Annotated in this window: 12 protein-coding genes and 1 tRNA gene; 5 read left to right on the top strand and 8 right to left on the bottom strand. The window is 69.4% G+C overall.

Annotation, left to right across the window (positions count from 1 at the left end; translation table 11 throughout):
• Positions 1-84: 84 nt before the first annotated feature.
• The 3 genes from J2S57_RS18130 to J2S57_RS18140 all read left to right on the top strand — a co-directional run bounded on the left by J2S57_RS18130 (position 85) and on the right by J2S57_RS18140 (position 2,560).
• Positions 85-160: transfer RNA gene (locus tag J2S57_RS18130), tRNA-Ala, on the top strand.
• Positions 161-296: 136 nt separating this feature from the next.
• Complete coding sequence (locus tag J2S57_RS18135; protein ID WP_307244469.1) at positions 297-668, top strand: hypothetical protein; 372 nt, start codon at positions 297-299, stop codon at positions 666-668.
• Between the two features lie 122 nt (positions 669-790).
• Positions 791-2,560, top strand: a complete 1,770-nt coding sequence (locus tag J2S57_RS18140) for an ATP-binding protein (protein ID WP_307244472.1) — start codon at positions 791-793, stop codon at positions 2,558-2,560.
• Between the two features lie 696 nt (positions 2,561-3,256).
• On the opposite strand, the gene J2S57_RS18145 is transcribed toward J2S57_RS18140, so the two are convergent.
• The 7 genes from J2S57_RS18145 to J2S57_RS18175 form a co-directional block, all read right to left on the bottom strand.
• Positions 3,257-3,610: a PASTA domain-containing protein gene (locus tag J2S57_RS18145; protein ID WP_307244475.1), complete on the bottom strand. Its 354-nt coding sequence runs from the start codon at positions 3,608-3,610 to the stop codon at positions 3,257-3,259.
• A gap of 101 nt (positions 3,611-3,711) precedes the next feature.
• Positions 3,712-4,515, bottom strand: coding sequence for a hypothetical protein (locus tag J2S57_RS18150; protein WP_307244477.1), 804 nt, complete (start codon positions 4,513-4,515; stop codon positions 3,712-3,714).
• A 190-nt stretch (positions 4,516-4,705) separates the two neighbouring features.
• Complete coding sequence (locus tag J2S57_RS18155; RefSeq protein WP_307244479.1) at positions 4,706-5,470, bottom strand: discoidin domain-containing protein; 765 nt, start codon at positions 5,468-5,470, stop codon at positions 4,706-4,708.
• Complete coding sequence (locus J2S57_RS18160) at positions 5,467-6,939, bottom strand: AbeC-like domain-containing protein (protein ID WP_307244481.1); 1,473 nt, start codon at positions 6,937-6,939, stop codon at positions 5,467-5,469. The genes J2S57_RS18155 and J2S57_RS18160 overlap by 4 nt, the downstream gene beginning before the upstream one ends.
• Before the next feature lie 88 nt (positions 6,940-7,027).
• Positions 7,028-9,691, bottom strand: coding sequence for an AMP-binding protein (locus J2S57_RS18165; protein WP_307244483.1), 2,664 nt, complete (start codon positions 9,689-9,691; stop codon positions 7,028-7,030).
• A gap of 215 nt (positions 9,692-9,906) precedes the next feature.
• Positions 9,907-11,391, bottom strand: a complete 1,485-nt coding sequence (locus J2S57_RS18170) for a hypothetical protein (protein ID WP_307244485.1) — start codon at positions 11,389-11,391, stop codon at positions 9,907-9,909.
• 221 nt (positions 11,392-11,612) lie between these two features.
• Complete coding sequence (locus J2S57_RS18175; RefSeq protein ID WP_307244487.1) at positions 11,613-12,458, bottom strand: calcium-binding protein; 846 nt, start codon at positions 12,456-12,458, stop codon at positions 11,613-11,615.
• A 183-nt stretch (positions 12,459-12,641) separates the two neighbouring features.
• Between J2S57_RS18175 and J2S57_RS18180 the strand changes: the two genes are divergently transcribed.
• Both J2S57_RS18180 and J2S57_RS18185 read left to right on the top strand, forming a co-directional pair.
• Positions 12,642-13,292 (top strand): NUDIX domain-containing protein, encoded by a 651-nt coding sequence (locus J2S57_RS18180; RefSeq protein WP_307244490.1) that lies wholly within the window; start codon positions 12,642-12,644, stop codon positions 13,290-13,292.
• Between the two features lie 245 nt (positions 13,293-13,537).
• A complete protein-coding gene (locus J2S57_RS18185; RefSeq protein WP_307244492.1) occupies positions 13,538-15,193 on the top strand; it encodes a sensor histidine kinase in 1,656 nt (551 codons plus the stop codon).
• A gap of 75 nt (positions 15,194-15,268) precedes the next feature.
• Here J2S57_RS18185 and J2S57_RS18190 read toward each other — a convergent pair whose 3' ends face one another.
• A complete protein-coding gene (locus J2S57_RS18190) occupies positions 15,269-17,491 on the bottom strand; it encodes an MMPL family transporter (protein ID WP_370882485.1) in 2,223 nt (740 codons plus the stop codon).
• Between the last annotated feature and the right edge of the window lie 103 nt (positions 17,492-17,594).

Raw genomic sequence — 17,594 nt, forward strand, 5'->3', positions numbered from 1 at the left:
GGTCATGAGCAGTCCCGGAAGTGGGATATGCTCATGGAGCTTCCTGAGCAGGGAAACCGCCTCGGCGGGTTCCGAATCAGGGGCGGGGCTGTAGCGCAGCTGGTAGCGCACCTCCATGGCATGGAGGGGGTCAGGGGTTCGAATCCCCTCAGCTCCACCAGAGGAGCATTATTCGAACATGTGTCGTGCTCCATGCGACCAGCGGAGAAGGCAGCAGAGGGACCGTCGATGACGGTCCCTCTGTCTCGTTTGGGGGACTTGTTGGCTTGCTCGGGGTGGGCGGCGGTCATGAGGTCGTGGACTGGTTCTGTGTAGTTCTGTCCGGCGATGGTGACGTCGGGATCGTCCGGGTCGAGGTCGACGAGCAGCTGTTCGAAGATGGCCTGGTTGAGCTGGCGCTTACCGCTGCCGGGGAGCCGTCGGTAGAGCTCGTCGGGGCGCTCGAGCAGGTCCAGTTGAGTGGTGAGGACGTCGGCGCCCTGTTGGCGGCGTTCGCCGGTGGAGGACCACTCGCTTTGGGTCCCACGCGCCGCTATTTCGTCCGGCGCGATGCTGACCGCAGCGAGCTCATCGAGCTCACGCGGGCGCTCGGTGTCCTTGGTCCCATGCGTAGGGCCCTCGATGTCCTGGGAGCGACAAGAGCGGGCCGACACGGGCCGGTGCTGTAGGCCCGGCGTCCTGGGCTGCGCCTGCCTCTACCGAAATCGGGCATCCTGGACGTTCGGCAAGACGTGTGAAGTCAGTTCTACAAAGGTCGGCCACTTCTACAAAACCTTTGTATATTTGAGTGGTGACCCCGGATGAGCTGGCTGCGTTGATCGTCGATCTGCGGCAGGAAGGCAGTGATACTCCTGAGATCGAGGTCAAGCGGGCAGCCGGAGGGTTTCCGGACAGCGTGCTGCCCACGGTGTCTGCCTTCGCGAACACGCCTGGTGGGGGAGTGATCGTTTTTGGGTTGGACGAGCGGGACGGCTTCGCCGCAGTGGGTGTGTATGACGTCGTCGCCTGCAAGGCCACGCTGGCGACGAAGACCCGCCAGGCCCTGGACCCGCCGGCCACCTTCGAGGCCTGGGACCTGGAGTTCGAGGGTGCCGCCGTCCTGGTAGCGAAAATCCATGAGCAGCCCTCCCACGGAAAGCCCTGCCGGGTCACCTCCTCCGGCAAGGCCTACCTGCGTTCTTACGATGGCGACTACGAGCTGTCCCAGGTCGAGGAGCAGACTTTTATCGCCAATCGCAGTACTCCGATGTTCGATCAGCAGGTCGTCCCTGGCGCGACCAGGAACGACCTGCATCCGGATCTGCTGGCGGCGTATCTGGCCTCTTGCCGTGCCTCGTCCACCGCGCTGGCCGCAATGCCGGACGACGAGGTCCTGTACCGCACGGGCGTCACCACCGGCTCGGATCGCTCACCCAGCCTTGCCGGTCTGATCGCGTTGGGCACTTACCCGCAGCAGTACGTCCCCAACGCCGTGATTCAAGCCTCCGTAGCTCCGCGGGCGGGTGACCCACCGGGCACCCGGGCCGCCGACGTGCGCCGCTTCGACGGGCCGCTGCCACTCATGCTCGACGAGGCCCTGCGTTGGGTCCAGCGCAACACCCGCACCAGAGTTCGTTTCGGTATTGACGGCCAAGGACGCGACGAGCCCGAATTCCCGGTTGAAGCTGTCCGCGAGCTGCTGTCCAACGCCTTGATCCACCGTGATCTCGGCCCCTACGCCCTCACCCAGGCCATCACGCTGCGGCTGGATGAACGGCAGCTGGTCCTTTCGAACCCCGGTGGCCTGTGGGGGATTACCGTTGACCGGCTCGGTAAGACCGGTGTCACCTCGGCTCGCAACGGTCAGCTCCTCAGAATCTGCCAGAACGTGCGCAGTCAGGAGGGCAACCGCGTCGTAGAGGCGCTCGCCTCGGGCATCCCAGCCGTCCTGTCCAGCCTTCGGGACGCCGGCATGGTCCCGCCTCGGTTCCACGACCAGGGAATCAGCTTCACCGTCGCGGTTCCCAATCACGCGCTGCTGGCTCGCGAGGACTTGGACTGGCTGGCCGGGCTTCCGGCTGCGGCGACGCTCGGGGATCGTCAGAGACATGCCCTGGTAGCGATGCGGCGCGGGCAGACCTGGACCAATCAGAGCTTCCGGGAAACTTTTCCGATGGACTCGCGCGAAGCCCGGACCGAACTCGCCGGGCTCGTCGAGGCAGGCGTCGCTACGGCTGATGGTGAACGTGGCGGACGTGTGTACCGAATCGCAGCTCACCTGACCGGCGAAGCGCTCATTCCGACAGCGCGGATCACTTCGCAATCCGCACCGCAGCCTGGGAACTCGCCAGCCGATAAAACATCGCCCAACGCCCGACGAAAGAACTGGGACCTCATCCAGCGGCACCTGAACACCGGCGATATGACGGCTGTCGAAATCAGCGAAGCCACTGGGTTGACCGCCAGGCAGGTTCAGTACGCGCTCCAACTCATGCGGGAGGCGGGCTCCGTCGCCCTGATCGGTAGCCAAGGCCACCGTGACAGCCGATACCGGATAGTGGCGCCACCTCAAGGCGATTGATCGGCAACCTGATCGAGCCTGGCGCAGCAGATCCGACCAAAGGTGTCAGGCGCTTGAATCCTGCCGGAGAAGTTCTTCGTGATCGTCGACCACGTTTCGTACCACCGATCCTGAGCGAAGGTGTCGCCCAGCACTGGCAGGACCGCTCCCGTGCGTGGATCGATTGAGCCATGAACGGGGGACAGGGGTGGAGCGATCATCGGTCTCGGCCGTGGCTGTCGCGCATCCGCACACCCAGGTTCCTGAGGTTCGACCAGACGGTCTTGGGGCGACGCCGAGTCGATTGCCGATGCGGGTCAGCGACCAGCCGCCCTCGTACCGGCGCGCTGCCTCCGTCGCGGCGGTGTTGTCCAAGCCCAGGCGGCGCATCATTGTTCCGCTGCGATGGAGATGCGCGGAAACGGTTCGTCGGTGAATGCCGAATTTCCAGGCCAACTCGTTAATCGTTGCACCTTGGCGATAGCGGTTCGCGAGCGTCCGGATCTGATCGTCGGTGAGACGCCTGAGCGGTCGAGGCCGTTTGGGCGGTGACAGGGGGGCACTGTCGTCACTCTCAGACGGTGAGGCGCGCGGGGGAAGGCGCTCTGACCAGGGCACAAAAGTTCGAACAACGTCCCATCAGGACCACATCAGAACGCCCAGGCCGACAGGCCTGGGCGTTCTTTCGTTGGCATCCGCGCAATCAGCCCCGGCGGGTCACGGGCACTGCGCCGGTGCCGCCGGCCACACGGCGAAGGTGAGGGTCACCACCGAGCCCTCGGGCACGGAGGAACCGGCCGCCGGGCTCTGCCGGATCACCTGCCACCTGTCGTAGGAACAGTTGTTGTCCTTGTACTCCTTGAAACCGAGCCGGAAGCCGGCGGCCAGCAGGTCGTCGATCGCGATGCCGACGTTCTTGCCGACCTCGTCCGGCACGATCACGGTGGCCTGGGTCTGCGCGGCGCCGGTCACCCGGGTCGGCGCGGCCGACGCCGGCGAGACCGTGCCCAGGGACAGTGCGATGGCCGTCCCCACGACCAGCAGGGGCGCCACGACGGAGCGGATCTTCATGGAGAATCCCTTTCCCATCCAGAGTTCGAGGGTGTCCGAGTTCCCGCTCACTGTGGACGGGACCGCTGGAACGGCCCTGAAACGGCGTGAGAGCTCCCGGCTCAGCGCACCTTCACGAAGTCGCTGCCCGAGTACGAGGCCGCGATGGTGTCGCTGCCGGGGTAGTACGCCCTCCAGTACCCCGAGCGGGTGGCCGTCACCTGGGTGCGCAGCTGCCCGGCCGTGGCCGTGACGGTCTTCACCGTGCGGAAGGTCTTCTGACCGGACGCCCTGAACTGAACCTTCACCCGCGCGTCCACCGTGCCCCAGGTGCCGTCGTTCCAGTCGGCGGTGGACAACGTGGCCGACACCTTGAGCCGCTTGCCCTTGCGGACGGGCTCGGGGGAGGCGTTGAACGTCGACCCGAACTGCGTCTTGCGCAGCAGGGTGATGGTTTCGGACAGGCCGTCGAGGTGGGTGTCGTCGTCGTCCTTGTCGTTGTGGTTGGCGTCGACGAAGGCGCTGGCCGAGATCAGGTTGGGCCCGGCGAGATCGTTGCCGGGAATGAAGTCGTAGCCGTAGTACGTGCCGCCGTTGGGGTTGATGACTCCCGAACCGCCGTGTGTGCAGTCGAAATTCGTCGGCCCCTGCACCATCGCGTAGTTGCACGCCGCGAACCGGAACGAGTGGGCGCTGGTACCGATGAGCTGGCCGCGCACGGAGAACTTGATGTCCTGGTCGTCGCAGGTCGTACGGACCCCGAACTGCACGCGCTCGCCCTCGATCCCGATGACGGCGCGCTGCGGCAGGATGTCGGTGATGCTGCACTCGGCCGTGCCGGCGGCGTGCGCCGGACCGGCGAGCAGGAGTGAGGTTGCGGCCAGGGCGGCAGTGGCCAGCCCAGCTGTGACGGTGCGTCTGATCATCGGGGATCCCCCTCTAAGTGGTCCTGACATGGAGCGCGGGATACGCGCGGCCAGAACCCGTCGTGGCGGGTAAGCCATTGGCCAGCAACGTATTTAGGTGATCGCCGGACCCTTACCCGTCCGGGACACTCTCACGGTAGGACGCATTGGCGCAGAATGTCGGGTTTTGCTCGAAAATGCGCGCGCGTGCTTACGAGCCCACGAAGAGCTCGGTGATGGCGGTGTAGTCGCTGAGGGCGTGACCCGGGGTGCTGGTCGAGTCGATGCGCAGCGTCACGCGCTGAGCCTGCACCGGCTCGATCGCCTGGTACTGGATGGTGCGGACGTCGTCGGCGAGTTTCTGCCGCACGCTCGTGCCGTCGTCGAACATCCAGGTCACCTGGAGGATCTTGCGGCCCATCTCGTACGCGTCGTTGCCGTTGGTCCCGTCCACCTTGGTGTAGCCGTTCGTGAGCCCGACCTGCGTGATCTGCGAACGGTTCTTCAAGTCGATCGTGATGGCGCGCCCGTTGTAGAACGTGGCCACCCGCCAGGCCGTGGTGAGGTCACCGTCGACCATGTTGCTCGCGTCGTAGGTGATGAGGTCACCCGCGCCGTCTTCCTGGGGCGTGTCGGTCTCCTCGGCGGTGACGACGGCCCCGGTGGCCAGGTTCACCCCGGTCGGCCGGGGAGCGGTGCTCGGCGAGGCCAGATCGGCGGGCAGCTGGGGCTTCCAGCTCGAGGAGACCTCGGAGTCGCGGGTGACGAACTGCAGCACCAGGAACGCCGACAGCAGCACGGCCACCAGGCCGGCCCCCCGCACGACGAGAGGCCGCTCGGACGTGCGGTACGCGCCGGGAGGGGCAGCCGGCACCGGGCCGGCAGTTGTTGCCCCGGAGAGCCGCAGCGCGAGACCGCAGCGCGGGCATTCGGGATCGGCCTGCAGGTAGGCCGCGCCGCACCGGGTGCAGTTCACCGGGTCGGCCCGTCGAGGACGACCTGCGTGCGGTGGCGGAGTTCCTCGGTGTCGTAGCCGGACTGCTCGAGCGTGGTGGCGACGGTCTCCAGCACCTGTTGCTCGATCCTGCGGGCGTGCCGCTCGACGGCCAGACCGGCCAGGAAGTCTCCGGAGGCGTCTTCGGCCCCCAGCTCGCGCACCGAGGCCCGCGCCCCCCGGCCGGCGGACGACGTGGTGCCCAGCTGCCGCAGCTGCTGACGCAGCCCGCCGGACCCGGGCCCGGCCGCCGTGAGCAGCAGGCGGAGCGGCGCTCGCAGCAGGAGGTCGGGCAGGTCGGGGAGCGCACCCAGCGCCGTGCGGAGCACCACGCCGGGGCCCCGGCCGAGCTCAGGCTCGCGATAGGCCGCCCGCACCGGCGCAATGCTGCTGCTGAACAGTTCGAGGTGCAGGGACCGGCCCTGAACCTCGCAGCGCACGAACACCCAGATCTCGGTCTCGCCCGCGGTCGAGCGCACGGCGAGGTAGCGGTTCGCGCCGGTGGCGACGTCGTCCATCTCCTCGGGGGACAGGCGGTGCCGCAGCAGGCCGGTCGACGGGTCGACGAGCGCCAGGGTGCTGGGGGCCAGGATCCGCTCCTGCACCGACACCTCCTCGGCGTCGCCCAGTTGCGCGTCGGCCCCGCTCAGCTGGGACACCGCGAGGGACAGGGCATCTCGTAGCGCCTCGGTGGTGAGGGGGAGGCCACCCGGCCCGGCCAGGACCAGGGGGACACTGCCCGTCCAGCTGTTCACGACGGTGCCGCTCCCGACGAACGGGTGCTCCGCGGCGTAGTAGGTGACGTTGCCCGTCTGCGCCTGTGCCACGTAGGCGATGCGGGCGCTGTGCCTGCGCGGCTCGGCCGGGCTGTCGTCGGGATCGAAGACCGGGGCCGTGAGGTGGTCGAGGATCGTCTGCCGGTTGACCAGGCGCTCCACCACCACGGCGGTCCAGGCGGCGCCCAGCAGGACGGCGAGCACACCCAGCACCCGGCCGAGGGCGCCGGTGAGGGAGACCGGGGCTTCGTAGCCGGTGGAGCCGTTGATCGAGGAGTACCAGCCGGAGTTCGACTCGAACAGCAGGGCCGCGATCAGGACGAGCAGCACGGCCGGCACCACCAGCGCGAGCGCCGCGAAGGCCTTCAGCCGCAGCATCGCCTTCAGTGCGCGCCAGCCCAGCATCACCGCCCCGGTGAGCGCGAGCACCCCCAGCACGGTGCGGCCCTCGACCACCAGGAACAGCAGGAGGATGCCGGTGAGCGCCGCGTCGCGGGCGAGCTGGTGACGCCGGGCGTTGAGGGCGTGCCGCACCACGGGAACGGCGTCGGTGGTGAAGGTGGGGGCCACGGCCCGGTCCCGCCGGGCCAGCACCTCGTCGAGCACGGCGTCGCGGAAGTCGGCGTCGAGATAGGTGCCGACCGCGAGGTGACGCGTCGAGCTGCTGCGGAGCATTCTCTGCCGCGCCGACGTCTGGAGTGTTCCCGCCGTGCTCACACAGCCCCCGATGATCGACCTGAAGCGAGCATATCAACCAGGTCTGTCAATACTGGTCGGGCCAGGCCTTACCCGTACGCAACAGACGCGGCCGGCGGGTGTGCTCGCGCGCCCTCGCCGGGGCACCACGCGTCTTCCGCTGGGCCGACTCGAGCTGCTCCCGGATCACCGCGGACGTACGCACCGCGTACGGGTCGCGCAGGATCGACATGTGGTCGCCGGGCACGTGCGTCAGGCGCCAGGTTCCGGTCAGATACGGCGCCCACGAACGGCGTACGGCCTTCTCGTCGCTGTCGGCCGCCACGATCACCAGCGTCTCGCCGTCGTAAGCCTTTGCGCGGTAACGCATGTGCAGGAAATTGCTCTGCCGCCAGAACCGCCAGTACTGGTCGTCGCCCGGCGTGCCGCGCAGACCGGTGGTGGCCACGCCGAGCACCGCGCGGAACTTCTGCACGGTCGAACCCTCCAGGGGCACGTGCGATTTGCCGTCGGGCGGGAATGAGTCGAGCACGATCAGCAGCGCCACCTCCTGCCCGGCCTCGCGCAGTTGGTGGGCCACCTCCAGCGAGAGCACGCCGCCGAACGAGTGCCCGGCGATGAAGTACGGACCGGCCGGCTGGATCGAGCGCAGCGTGCGGATGTGACGGCGGGCCGAGGCCTCGACGCTCCAGTCGGGCACGCCGCGGGCCTCCAGGCCGTGTGCCTGCAGTGCGAAAACCGGCTGGTCGGAGGGTAGATGACGCGTCAGTGGCACCATCGTGACGCCGAGACCGCCCCCGCCGGTGAAGATGAAGAGTGGCGGGCGGCTGCCCCCGGCGCGCAGCGGGATCAGGGTCTGACCGGCCGCGTCGATCTTGCGGGTGACCCGCTCGGCGAACTCCTTGAGCGTGGGCGCCTGCACGAGCACCGTGGTCTGCGCCTCGTTGGAGGGCACCCCCAGCTCGGCGGCCATTCGCGTCATCAGGCTCTCGGCGGCCAGTGAGTCGCCGCCGAGCTCGAAGAAGTCGTCGTCGAGCCCGATCTCGGGCAGGGCCAGCACGCTGCACCACAGTGCCCGCACGACCTCCTCCCACTCGCTCAGGTTCTCGGAGCCCTGCCCGGCCTTCACCACGGGCGGTTCCGGCAGCGCGGCGCGGTCGAGCTTGCCGCGGTCGGTGCGCGGCAGTGCCTCCAGGAAGACCACCGTCTCGGGCACCATCCACGAGGGCAGCAGCGTGGCCAGGTGCTGGCGCACCACGGTGGCACTGGGCCGGTCGGAGCTGGAGACGATGTACGAGACCAGGCGTTTCCCGGTGGCCCCGTTGCCGCGTTCGGCGCCGACCGTGATCGACTCGCGCAGGTCGTCCAGGGAGGACAGGGCCGCGTCGACCTCACCGGGCTCGACCAGGTAGCCGCGGATCTTGACGCTGTGGTCGCGGCGGCCGAGCAGACGCAGCACGCCGTGTTCGTCGATCGTGCCGACGTCGTTGCTCCGGTAGGTGCGGTCGATTCCGGTTCCGCTGAAGGCCTTGTCGGTGGCGGCGGGGTCGCCCAGGTACCTCAGCGCGAAGTGCGGGCCGGTCAGGGTGACGGTGCCCGTGCCGCTGACCGGGGAACCGTCGTCGTTGACCAGACCGAGGCGGACGTCGGGCATCGGGGCGCCGGAGGGGAGGACGCCGTCGACCGGGGGATGGGTGGGGTCCACCCGGTACTCGGTGCAGTATCCGGTCTCGGACGAGCCGTACTTGTTGCGGAAGACGCAGGTCTCGGGGAAGAGCGCGCGGGCGGCCTCGAGGTCGGGCCCGTAGGTCGCCTCGCCCGCGAACGTCACCGAGCGGATCGTGCGCAGCCGCTGCGGATCCGGGGAGCTGCCCGTCAGGTTGCGCAGGATGGCCGGGCTGACCTGCAGGATCGTGGCGCCGTTGCGCTCGATCCAGGCGGGCAGTTCGGCCAGGCCCCGGGCCCGGATGTCGTACATCGCGGTGGTGGCGCCGATCAGCGGGCCCGCGCAGGCGGCCATCAGCCCGGCGTAGAAGGCCATCGGGAGGCTGTGGGCGACCACGTCGTCGGCGCCGTAGGTGTCGGTCGCCATCGCGATGGCCCAGGCCTCGCGCACCAGCATGCGGTGGTCGTGGACAACGACTTTGGGACGCCCGGTGGAACCGGAGGTGAAGGCGTACACGGCCGTCGTGGTCGGCTCGGGCGCCTGGGACCAGAGCTCCGCCAGGTCAGCGTCAGTGGCGGTGCTGGTGCCGTCCGGGCTCGACACGATCACGTCGTCGACCAGCTCGGCGGCGGTCTGGGCGTTGGCCTGGTCGGTCACGCAGACCTTCACGTCGACGCGTTCCACGAACGAGCGCAGGCGGGCCACGGGCGTGCGAGGGTCGAGCACGAGCACCGGCCGGCCGGACGCGATGACGCCCCACAGTGCCGAGACCGCGCTCACGTCGTGCGAATACAGCAGGGCCACAGCTCTTTCGGGCGGGGCCGGGGTGGTCTCCCTGACCCCTCGGGCTGGGGAGGTGCCCTCAGCGTCGACTACCTCCCGGCGAACCGCGGCGGTGTGGAGGGCGAACTCGCGGTAGGTGACGCTCGTCGAGTCGTCGCGAACGGCCACGGCGTCGGGCTGAGCGGTGACGACCCGGTGGAGCCGGGCGATCGCGCCGCCGTCGATGTCCGGGTAGCCGAGCGGATCGACCGGGCGCTGCGTCTGCTCGTACCGCGGGTTCATCTCAGCCTTCCTGGCCTGCCGGTTCTGCTGACCGGTGAGTGGGACGGCACAACGTAGGGCCGGGAAAAGGCGGACCGCATCAAATCACATGATCAACACAGGAATTCGCACCGGCAATCACCCTGATGGAGCAGGGGCTTTCCCCTGAGCCGGGTGGCCCGGCAGTCGCCGGAGTCGGCGACGGCCACCGGGCCTCCTCCGCAGGGCGCGTCGGATCAGCTCAGCGGCATGACCCGGGCGACCTTGATCGAGCCGTTCGTGCTGCCCTCGGCCGGGTAGGCCACACTGCCGTCGGCGTAGTCCTTGTAGGCCGTGTAGTTGTGGTCTTTCACGTCGATCGTGAGGGCTGCGCCGACGGTGGCGCCGGTCGAGCGGTCGAGAACCTTCGCCTGCGTGCTGCTTCCCGAACCCCAGGTCAGGAGCATGCGGTCGGCGCCGTAGGGCACCAGGTGCGGATGCTGCGTCGACGCCCCGGGAGTCACCGTCTTGTCGGCGGCCCCGGTGGTGAAGTGCGCGAGCCTGGCGGTGCCGCCCTGGCTCCACGCGTTCCAGTAGCCGGAGTCTTTCGACAGCACCAGGTCTCCGTTGAACAGCGTGCCGTCGCAGGTGCTCGCGGCCACCGTGCGATACGGATCGGGCTGGGCGATGCGGCAGCTGTTGTCGGTGGCGCAGGTCGTCACGAAGTCCTTCTTCGTGGGGTCGTACGCGATCCGGGACGTCCAGGCGTGGCTGCAGCCCACCTCGAAACCCTTGCCTGCCACCGGTTTGCCGGTGGTGGCGTTGACGACCTGCATGCGGTCGCCCTCGTGGATGTCGACGCAGCTGCCGTTCTTCACGGTGATGGCCACCCCGAAGTAGGCCGCGTAGTTCTCGCCGTCGTAGGCCAGCCGGCCGTGGTGCTGGTACCACCAGACGAAGCGGGCGCCGTCGCTGTAGCCCTGGCGGCTGTCGGTGAGGTTGGTGACCTGCTGGTCCCAGACCTGGGCGCCGCTCGTGTCGAAGCGGATCATGTGCATGGTGTTGCACGGGCTGGACTCGCCGCCGCACAGCGGACCGGTGCCGCAGTCACCCTTGCGGGTGATCAGCAGGACGCCGCCCTTGCTGTCGGCCTGCACGTCCTGCAGGTCGAAACCGTCGTAGGTGACGGGCGTGCCGACCAGCTCGTCGTCGCAGTCGAGCTGCCCGAGGTGCACCTTCTCGTCGGTGCCGACCCAGGCCAGCCACGACGTCCCGCCGGGCGACGAGGCGATCGCCATCGGCAGCACCTCGGTGTCGCTCTCCTGGCCGTAGCCCTTCACGTTCACCGGCAGCTTGACGTCGGTGATCTTCACCTCAGCCGCGGCCGAGCCCTTGCGGGCGCAGGTGTCGCCGGCCGGTGCGGTGGAAGGGGCGGACGTGGTGGCGACCGGGCTGGTCGTCCCGCCCGGGTCGGTGGTGCCCGTCGGGTCGGCGGACGCGCTGGGCTCGGCGGACGCGGTCGGCTCGGTGGTGGTGCCGGGCGTCGTGGTGGTCGGGGCGGGCGTGCCGGGACGGGGCTGCCCGTGATGGGCGGTGGGGCGCGGATGGTGCCGCCCGCGCGCCGAGGCCGACTGCACGGCCACGGTGGTGCCCGCGACGGCGATCAGGACGGCGCCGAGGCTCACGGCCCAGATGCGCCGCGAGACCCGGCGTCCGCCTCGGGTTTTGGAGGAGTTTCGCATGCCGCCAGGCTGCCGGAGACCGGTTTAAGCACGCCTGGGGCCTCGGGCTAAATCTGGCATATCTACACCTGTCGGACCAGGCGGCTGCAGTGCGTCGGCGAGGTGCCCCTCTGCGTGCCCGCTGTGAAGATCCCTCAGGTGAGGCGTTGGGCGGACGAGTACGAGCCGCGCCGGGCAAGCATCAGGATGCGTTAAAACTTGCTCCGCGTCGGTTGTTTCGGCTAGGGCTTGAGTGTGTTCTTCCCCGGCCCGCCCTTGAGGGTGTCGGCGCCCGCCCCGCCCGAGAGCAGGTCGTCGCCGCTGTTGCCGTACAGGGTGTCGGCGCCGCCCTCGCCGTAGAGCTTGTCGTCGCCCGGCCCGCCGTACAGCGTGTCCTTGCCGCCGCCCCCGCGGATCACGTCGCTGCCGCCCCCACCGCGCAGGTACTGCTGGCCCAGGCCGGCCAGGATCGTGTCGTCGCCCTGACCACCGTCCACGTCGCTGTAGTTGCCGCTGGTGGTGATCGCGTCCCGGCCGTTGCCGCCCGAGACCGTGGAGACCGAGCCGGTGCTGATCGTGTCGTCGCCGTTCTGGCCCCAGACGAAGGTGCCGTCGGCCGTGGCGGCGTGGCTGCTGTCGAAGGTGTCCTTGCCGTCGCCGAGCCAGAACTCGTTGAAGTAGTAGACCTGCGTGGTGTTGTTGTGGAACTCGACCGAGTCGTTCTGGTCGCGCAGGTTCATGGCCATGCTGGCGTAGGGGTCCTGGCTGTCCATCGGCGCGAGCTCGCAGCGGATGCTGGTGCGGTCGTCGGCGATGGGGTACGAGCAGCCCGCGCCGATCCGCACGTCGACCGAGTCGTCGATCAGGTAGACCAGTTTCGTGCGCGGCTCGTTCCAGGCCACCGACGCCGTGACCTTGTTGATCTGACCCTTCGCGGCCTTGTAGGTCAGCTTCCAGCCGCCGGGGTTCACGCTCGCGGTGGCCGGGTCGCTCGCCGCCTGGGCGGACAGGCCGAACAGGGGCACGAGGGCCAGGGCGAGCACGGACGCGGCGCCGGTCAGGTGGGTGCGGCGGGGGTGCGGAACCATGGCTGGCCTCCAGGTGGTCGTCGTCACACTTCGTGTCGCGGTGGGCACGCTACGCCACAACGGCCCCGGCGGCAGGTCGTGGGTCGGATGTGATTTGGGTGTTTCAGGTTGGCCGGGTGCGCGAGGTCGGGGCACGATGGCCGGGTGGCTGGCCTGGCGCGGACGAAACGGAAAGAACGACCGATGAAGATTCGCCGGGCCCGTGTGGTGACGCTCGCTCCCAGCGGTCGCGTGGCGATGATCGAGCGGTACGTGCGCGGGCACCGGTTCCTCAGCGTGCCCGGAGGCCGCCTGGAGCCGGGGGAGTCGCCCGAGGAGGCCGCCGTCCGCGAGGTCGAGGAAGAGCTGGGCCTGCGCGTCACCCTGGCCGGCCGTCTGCCCGACCACGAGGGCCAGGCCTACTTCCTCGCGGTCGTGCCCGACGAGGCGAAGCTGACCATGTCCGGCCCGGAGACCAAGCACGCCAACCGCAACAACCGCTACACACCCCGCTGGGTCGACGCGGCCACGCTCGACGGTCTGCCCCTGCGCCAGCCGGTGCGCCAGCTCGTCACCACGGCGGCGCTCGCGGTCAGCGCCACGGTGGCGACAGTGAAACCTTCGGTGCACGAAGAAGGCGTCGTCGGCCCGAACGTCCCCCGTTCGGCCCAGAAGCCGACTGAACCCGCGACGGAGACCGCCGAGGTGCTCGACCTCACCACCCTGCCCGAACCGCGTCCCGAGTTCGATCCCGCGGCGGCCACTTTCGGCTTCGGCAGCCGGTTCCGCCGCCGGTTCACCCTGCTCGCGAGCTCCCGCACCCAGCGCGGCGACCGGGTCGGCGCCCGCCGCTGACCAACGCCCACGAACGCCCGACGAACGCCCGGCGAACGGCTGACCGGGTGAGGTGACCTTTGGACAAGCACAGACGGGAGCTTTCCCTCTTGTCCTGATTCGGCCCGGCGATCAGGCTGAGGCCGGTGAGCTCGACGTCGTTGGTCGTGACCTCGCCCTTCCCGTCCGTGCCGCCGTCACGCAGCCGGCAGTGGTCACGAACCCTTGCTGTCACCGTTGCGCTCTCAGCCCTCGGTGCCCTCGTCATGGGCCCGCTCTGGGGTGAGTATCCGGGGGTGGCCGCCGGCAGCCTGCTGTTCGGCGCCCTGCTCACCGGCGCCGGCGTCATCCTCTGGGAAGAACCCGGCCACCGCGCCACCGCCGGCCTGCTGGTCGCCGCGGCCCTGCTGTGGTCGCTGGGCTGGAGCGAGGAATGGGCGTTCGGCCCGATGCCGCTCGTGTCCGGCGTGTCCAGCTACGTGGCACTGTCGCTCGCGGTGTGGGCCATGTTCCGTTATCCCGAGCCCACGCTGATGAGCCGTGCCGACCGCGTCTTCGTGGCGGCGCTCGCGATCGTGCTGGTCGGCGGCATCGTGGCGCAGGACCTCACGATGCTCCCGGAGTGGAAGGACTACGACCCGTCCACCTGGTGGGTCACGGTGTACGCCGACCGGGAGCTGAACCGCGCCGTCATCCAGGTCGCGAGTGCCGGGCAGCTGGTGCTGGCCGGACTTTTCACGCTGCTGTGGATGAACCGCATCCGCCGCATGTGGGGTCTCGACCGGGCCCTGCTCGCGCCGATGGCGATCGCCGCGCCCGCCACCACCCTGGCCGCGGTCACGGTGCCGGTGGCTCAGCTGATCGGCGTGCACGGGGTCTGGAGAGACGCGCTGTTCGCCCTGCAGGCTGCCCTGTTCGCGCTGGTGCCGCTGGCCTTCCTGGCCAGTGTGGTGCGGCGTCGCCTGGCCGACCAGGCGGTGCTCGCGCTGGTGCGGCAGGTGCAGCGGCACCCCACGCCCGAGGCGGTGCAGACCGCGTTGCGGTCCGCCCTGCTCGACGACACCCTGCGGGTGCGGTACTGGGCGCCCGAGCTCAACGCGTACGTCGACACGAACGGCGCGCCCACCGAGGAGAACGAACATGAGGGACGCCTGGTGCTCCCGGTCGCGTCGGCGACGGGGGCCCCGCTGGCGGTGATCGACACCGACCCGGCCCTGCGCAGGCACTCCGGGGTGGTGGCCAACGCGGTCGCCGCGGGCGGGCTCGCCCTCGAGAACGCCCAGCTCCAGGCCGCTGTGCTGGCCCGGCTGGGGCAGGTGCGCACGATCCGGATGCAGGCGGTCAAGGCCGGCGCGGCCGAGCGGCGCCGCCTCGAGCGCAACCTGCACGACGGTGCGCAGCAGCGGCTGCTGGCGCTGAAACTGTTCCTGGCGGCGTCCGACTCGCAGGAACTGCCCGACACCTCGCGCCAGAAGCTCAAGGGCATCAGCAAGGAGATCTCGCAGGTTCTCGACGAGCTGCGCACCCTCGCCCGCGGCATCCACCCGGCGGTGCTGAGCCAGGCCGGCCTGCACGCGGCGGTCGAGGCGGTGGTGCAGCGCCAGCCGGTGCCGGTCGACGTGAGCCTGCCGCCCGGCCGTTTTCCCGAGGCCGCCGAGGAGACCGCCTACAGCCTGATCTGCTCGGTGCTGGCGGTGGCGGGGGATCACCCGGGCGGTGGCGGTCTCGACATCCGGGGCCACGAGGCGAACGGCGTGCTGATCATCGAGGTGCAGGACGGCTCGGTGCGTCCGGCCCAGCTGCGCCTGGGCGCCGAGCTGCCCGGGATGATCGACCAGGTGCGGGCGCTCGGCGGTGATGTCATGTTCTCGACGCTGGCCAACGGCGGGGCCCTGATGGTGGCGGCCATCCCGGTCAGCTGAGCCCGGCGGGTTGAGCCCGGCGAGTTGAGCCCGGCGAGTTGAGAAGCGCGTGAGGCACGCGCTTCTCAACTGCTGTCAGGCGGGCACCGACTCCTGCGAGCTGGGCGGCCCGAGCTTCTCGTTCAGCGCCTCACCCTCGATGTCCAGGTTCGGCAGCGCCCGGTCGAGCCACGCCGGCAGCCACCAGATCCGCTGACCCACGATCGCCATCACGGCCGGCACGATCAGCATGCGCACCAGGAACGCGTCGGCGAGAACGCCCACGGCGAGCGCGAAACCGATGGTCTTGATCATCACGTCGTGGCCCAGGGCGAAGCCCGCGAACACCCCGAACATGATGATCCCGGCCGCGGTGACGACCCGGGCGCTGTGCGCGAACCCGTCGATCACGGCCTGCCGTGCCTCGGTGCCGTGCACGTACGCCTCGCGCATGCGGGTGACCAGGAAGACCTCGTAGTCCATGGCCAGGCCGAACAGCACGCCGGTGAGCAGCAGCGGCAGGATGAACAGCACCGGCGTGGTGACGTCCAGCCCGACCAGGTCGATCAGCCAGCCCCACTGGAACACCGCGACGGTCGAGCCCAGCGCCACGCCCACCGAGAGCAGGAAGCCGAGTGCGGCCTTGAGCGGCACCAGGATCGAGCGGAACACGAGCACCAGCAGGATGAACGCCAGGCCCACCACCACGACCAGGTAGAGCGGGAAGACGTCCATCAGCTTCTGCGAGATGTCCACACCCACGGCGGTCTGGCCGGTGACCATGGCCTTGGCGCCGGTCTCGGCGGGCAGGTCGGCCACCGCCGCGCGAATGCTCTCCACCAGGTCCTTGGTCGCGACGTCCGAGGGCCCGCTGGCCGGAATGATCGTGAAGTTGGCCAGGTTCACCGCCTCCAGCTGCTGCTGGAACGCCGCCTGAGCCTCTTCGGAGTCACTGGTGACCGGCGGGACCAGGGCGACCACGTCGTCCTTGATCGTGGCCAGCCTGGTCTGAACCGCGGCCACGGCGGCGGCCTTGTCGGTCGCCCCCAGCGTGTCGACCACCACGACCAGAGGCCCGTTCGCCCCGGCGCCGAAGTTCTCGGCGATCAGGTCGTAGGAGACCCGGCTGTCGCTGCCGGCGGCGGCGGTCGCGTTGTCGGGGATCGCCAGCTCCATCTTGGTCACCGGGATCGAGATGACCGCCGCGACCACGATGCCCAGCACCAGCGCCGGGTACTTGTACCGGCTGACGGCCTCGACCCAGCGGCGGCCGTTCGTGCGCGTCGAATCGTCTTCCGGGTCGCGCTGCTTCAGGCCCAGACGGCTCTTCTTGATCACCTTGTCGCCGGCGAACCCGAGGAATGCGGGCAGCAGGGTGAGCGCGATGAGCACGGCGATCGCGACCATCACACCCGCCGCGACACCCATCTGGATCAGGAAGGTGATGCCGGTGATGCTCAGCCCGACCAGCGCGATGATGACGGTCAGGCCGGCGAAGATGACCGCGGAACCGGCCGTTCCGACGGCGACCCCGGCGGCCTCGGCCAGCGAGCGGCCGGTGCGCACCTCGTGCTGGTAACGCGACATGATGAAGAGCGCGTAGTCGATACCGACCGCCAGGCCGAGCATCGAGCCCAGCGCCGGGGTCACCGAACTCAGCTCGACGAAACCGGTCAGCGCGGTGATGCCCGCGTACCCGATGCCGACGCCGATGACCGCGGTGATCAGCGGCATCCCGGCGGCCACGAGCGAGCCCAGGGTGATCAGCAGCACCACCATGGCCACGACGATGCCGACGACCTCGGCGGAACCCGCGGCCGGCGTCTCCTGCAGCGCGTCACCACCGATGGCCGCGGTCAGCCCGGCCTCCTGCGCAGCCGTCTTCACGGCGTGCAGCGCGTCCTTGTCGGCCTCGCTCAGATCGGCCGACGTGACCTTGTAACTGACGGTCGCATAACCGACGTCGCCCGCCTGCGAGATCGTGCCCGCGGTGAACGGGTCGGCGATCGAGGCCACGTCGTCCGTCTTGACCTTGGCCAGAGCCGCGTCGACCGTGTCCTTCGCCAGGGTCTGGCCTTCCGGGGCCTGGAACACGATGTTCGCCGTCGCGCCGTCGGGGGAGGCCGACGGGCTGCGCTCCTCGATCAGGCTGAACGCGTCGGTCGACTCCAGGCCGGGCAGTGTGAAGTTGTCGTTCGTCTTGCCCGAGAGGGTGAGCGCGCCCGCCCCCACGAGAACGAGCAGGGCGAGCCACACGCTCACGACGATCCGGCGGTGGACGAACGACCACCTGCCCAACCGGAACAGATGCCAAGCCATAGCGGCGGAACCTCTCAGCAGGATTGCAGGGCACATGAAGTCAGCAGTGACTGCCCTGTCGGCACAGTATCCCTAAGTGGAAGTGACTACCAAGATGACTCGC

This window comes from Kineosporia succinea, assembly GCF_030811555.1.
Taxonomy (GTDB): domain Bacteria; phylum Actinomycetota; class Actinomycetes; order Actinomycetales; family Kineosporiaceae; genus Kineosporia; species Kineosporia succinea.

Coding starts and splice junctions, on each gene's coding strand:
- J2S57_RS18145 (WP_307244475.1), bottom strand. CDS start 3,610: ATGAAGATCCGCTCCGTCGTGGCGCCCCTGCTGGTCGTGGGGACGGCC.
- J2S57_RS18150 (WP_307244477.1), bottom strand. CDS start 4,515: ATGATCAGACGCACCGTCACAGCTGGGCTGGCCACTGCCGCCCTGGCC.
- J2S57_RS18160 (WP_307244481.1), bottom strand. CDS start 6,939: ATGCTCCGCAGCAGCTCGACGCGTCACCTCGCGGTCGGCACCTATCTC.
- J2S57_RS18165 (WP_307244483.1), bottom strand. CDS start 9,691: ATGAACCCGCGGTACGAGCAGACGCAGCGCCCGGTCGATCCGCTCGGC.
- J2S57_RS18170 (WP_307244485.1), bottom strand. CDS start 11,391: ATGCGAAACTCCTCCAAAACCCGAGGCGGACGCCGGGTCTCGCGGCGC.
- J2S57_RS18175 (WP_307244487.1), bottom strand. CDS start 12,458: ATGGTTCCGCACCCCCGCCGCACCCACCTGACCGGCGCCGCGTCCGTG.
- J2S57_RS18180 (WP_307244490.1), top strand. CDS start 12,642: ATGAAGATTCGCCGGGCCCGTGTGGTGACGCTCGCTCCCAGCGGTCGC.
- J2S57_RS18185 (WP_307244492.1), top strand. CDS start 13,538: ATGGGCCCGCTCTGGGGTGAGTATCCGGGGGTGGCCGCCGGCAGCCTG.
- J2S57_RS18190 (WP_370882485.1), bottom strand. CDS start 17,491: ATGGCTTGGCATCTGTTCCGGTTGGGCAGGTGGTCGTTCGTCCACCGC.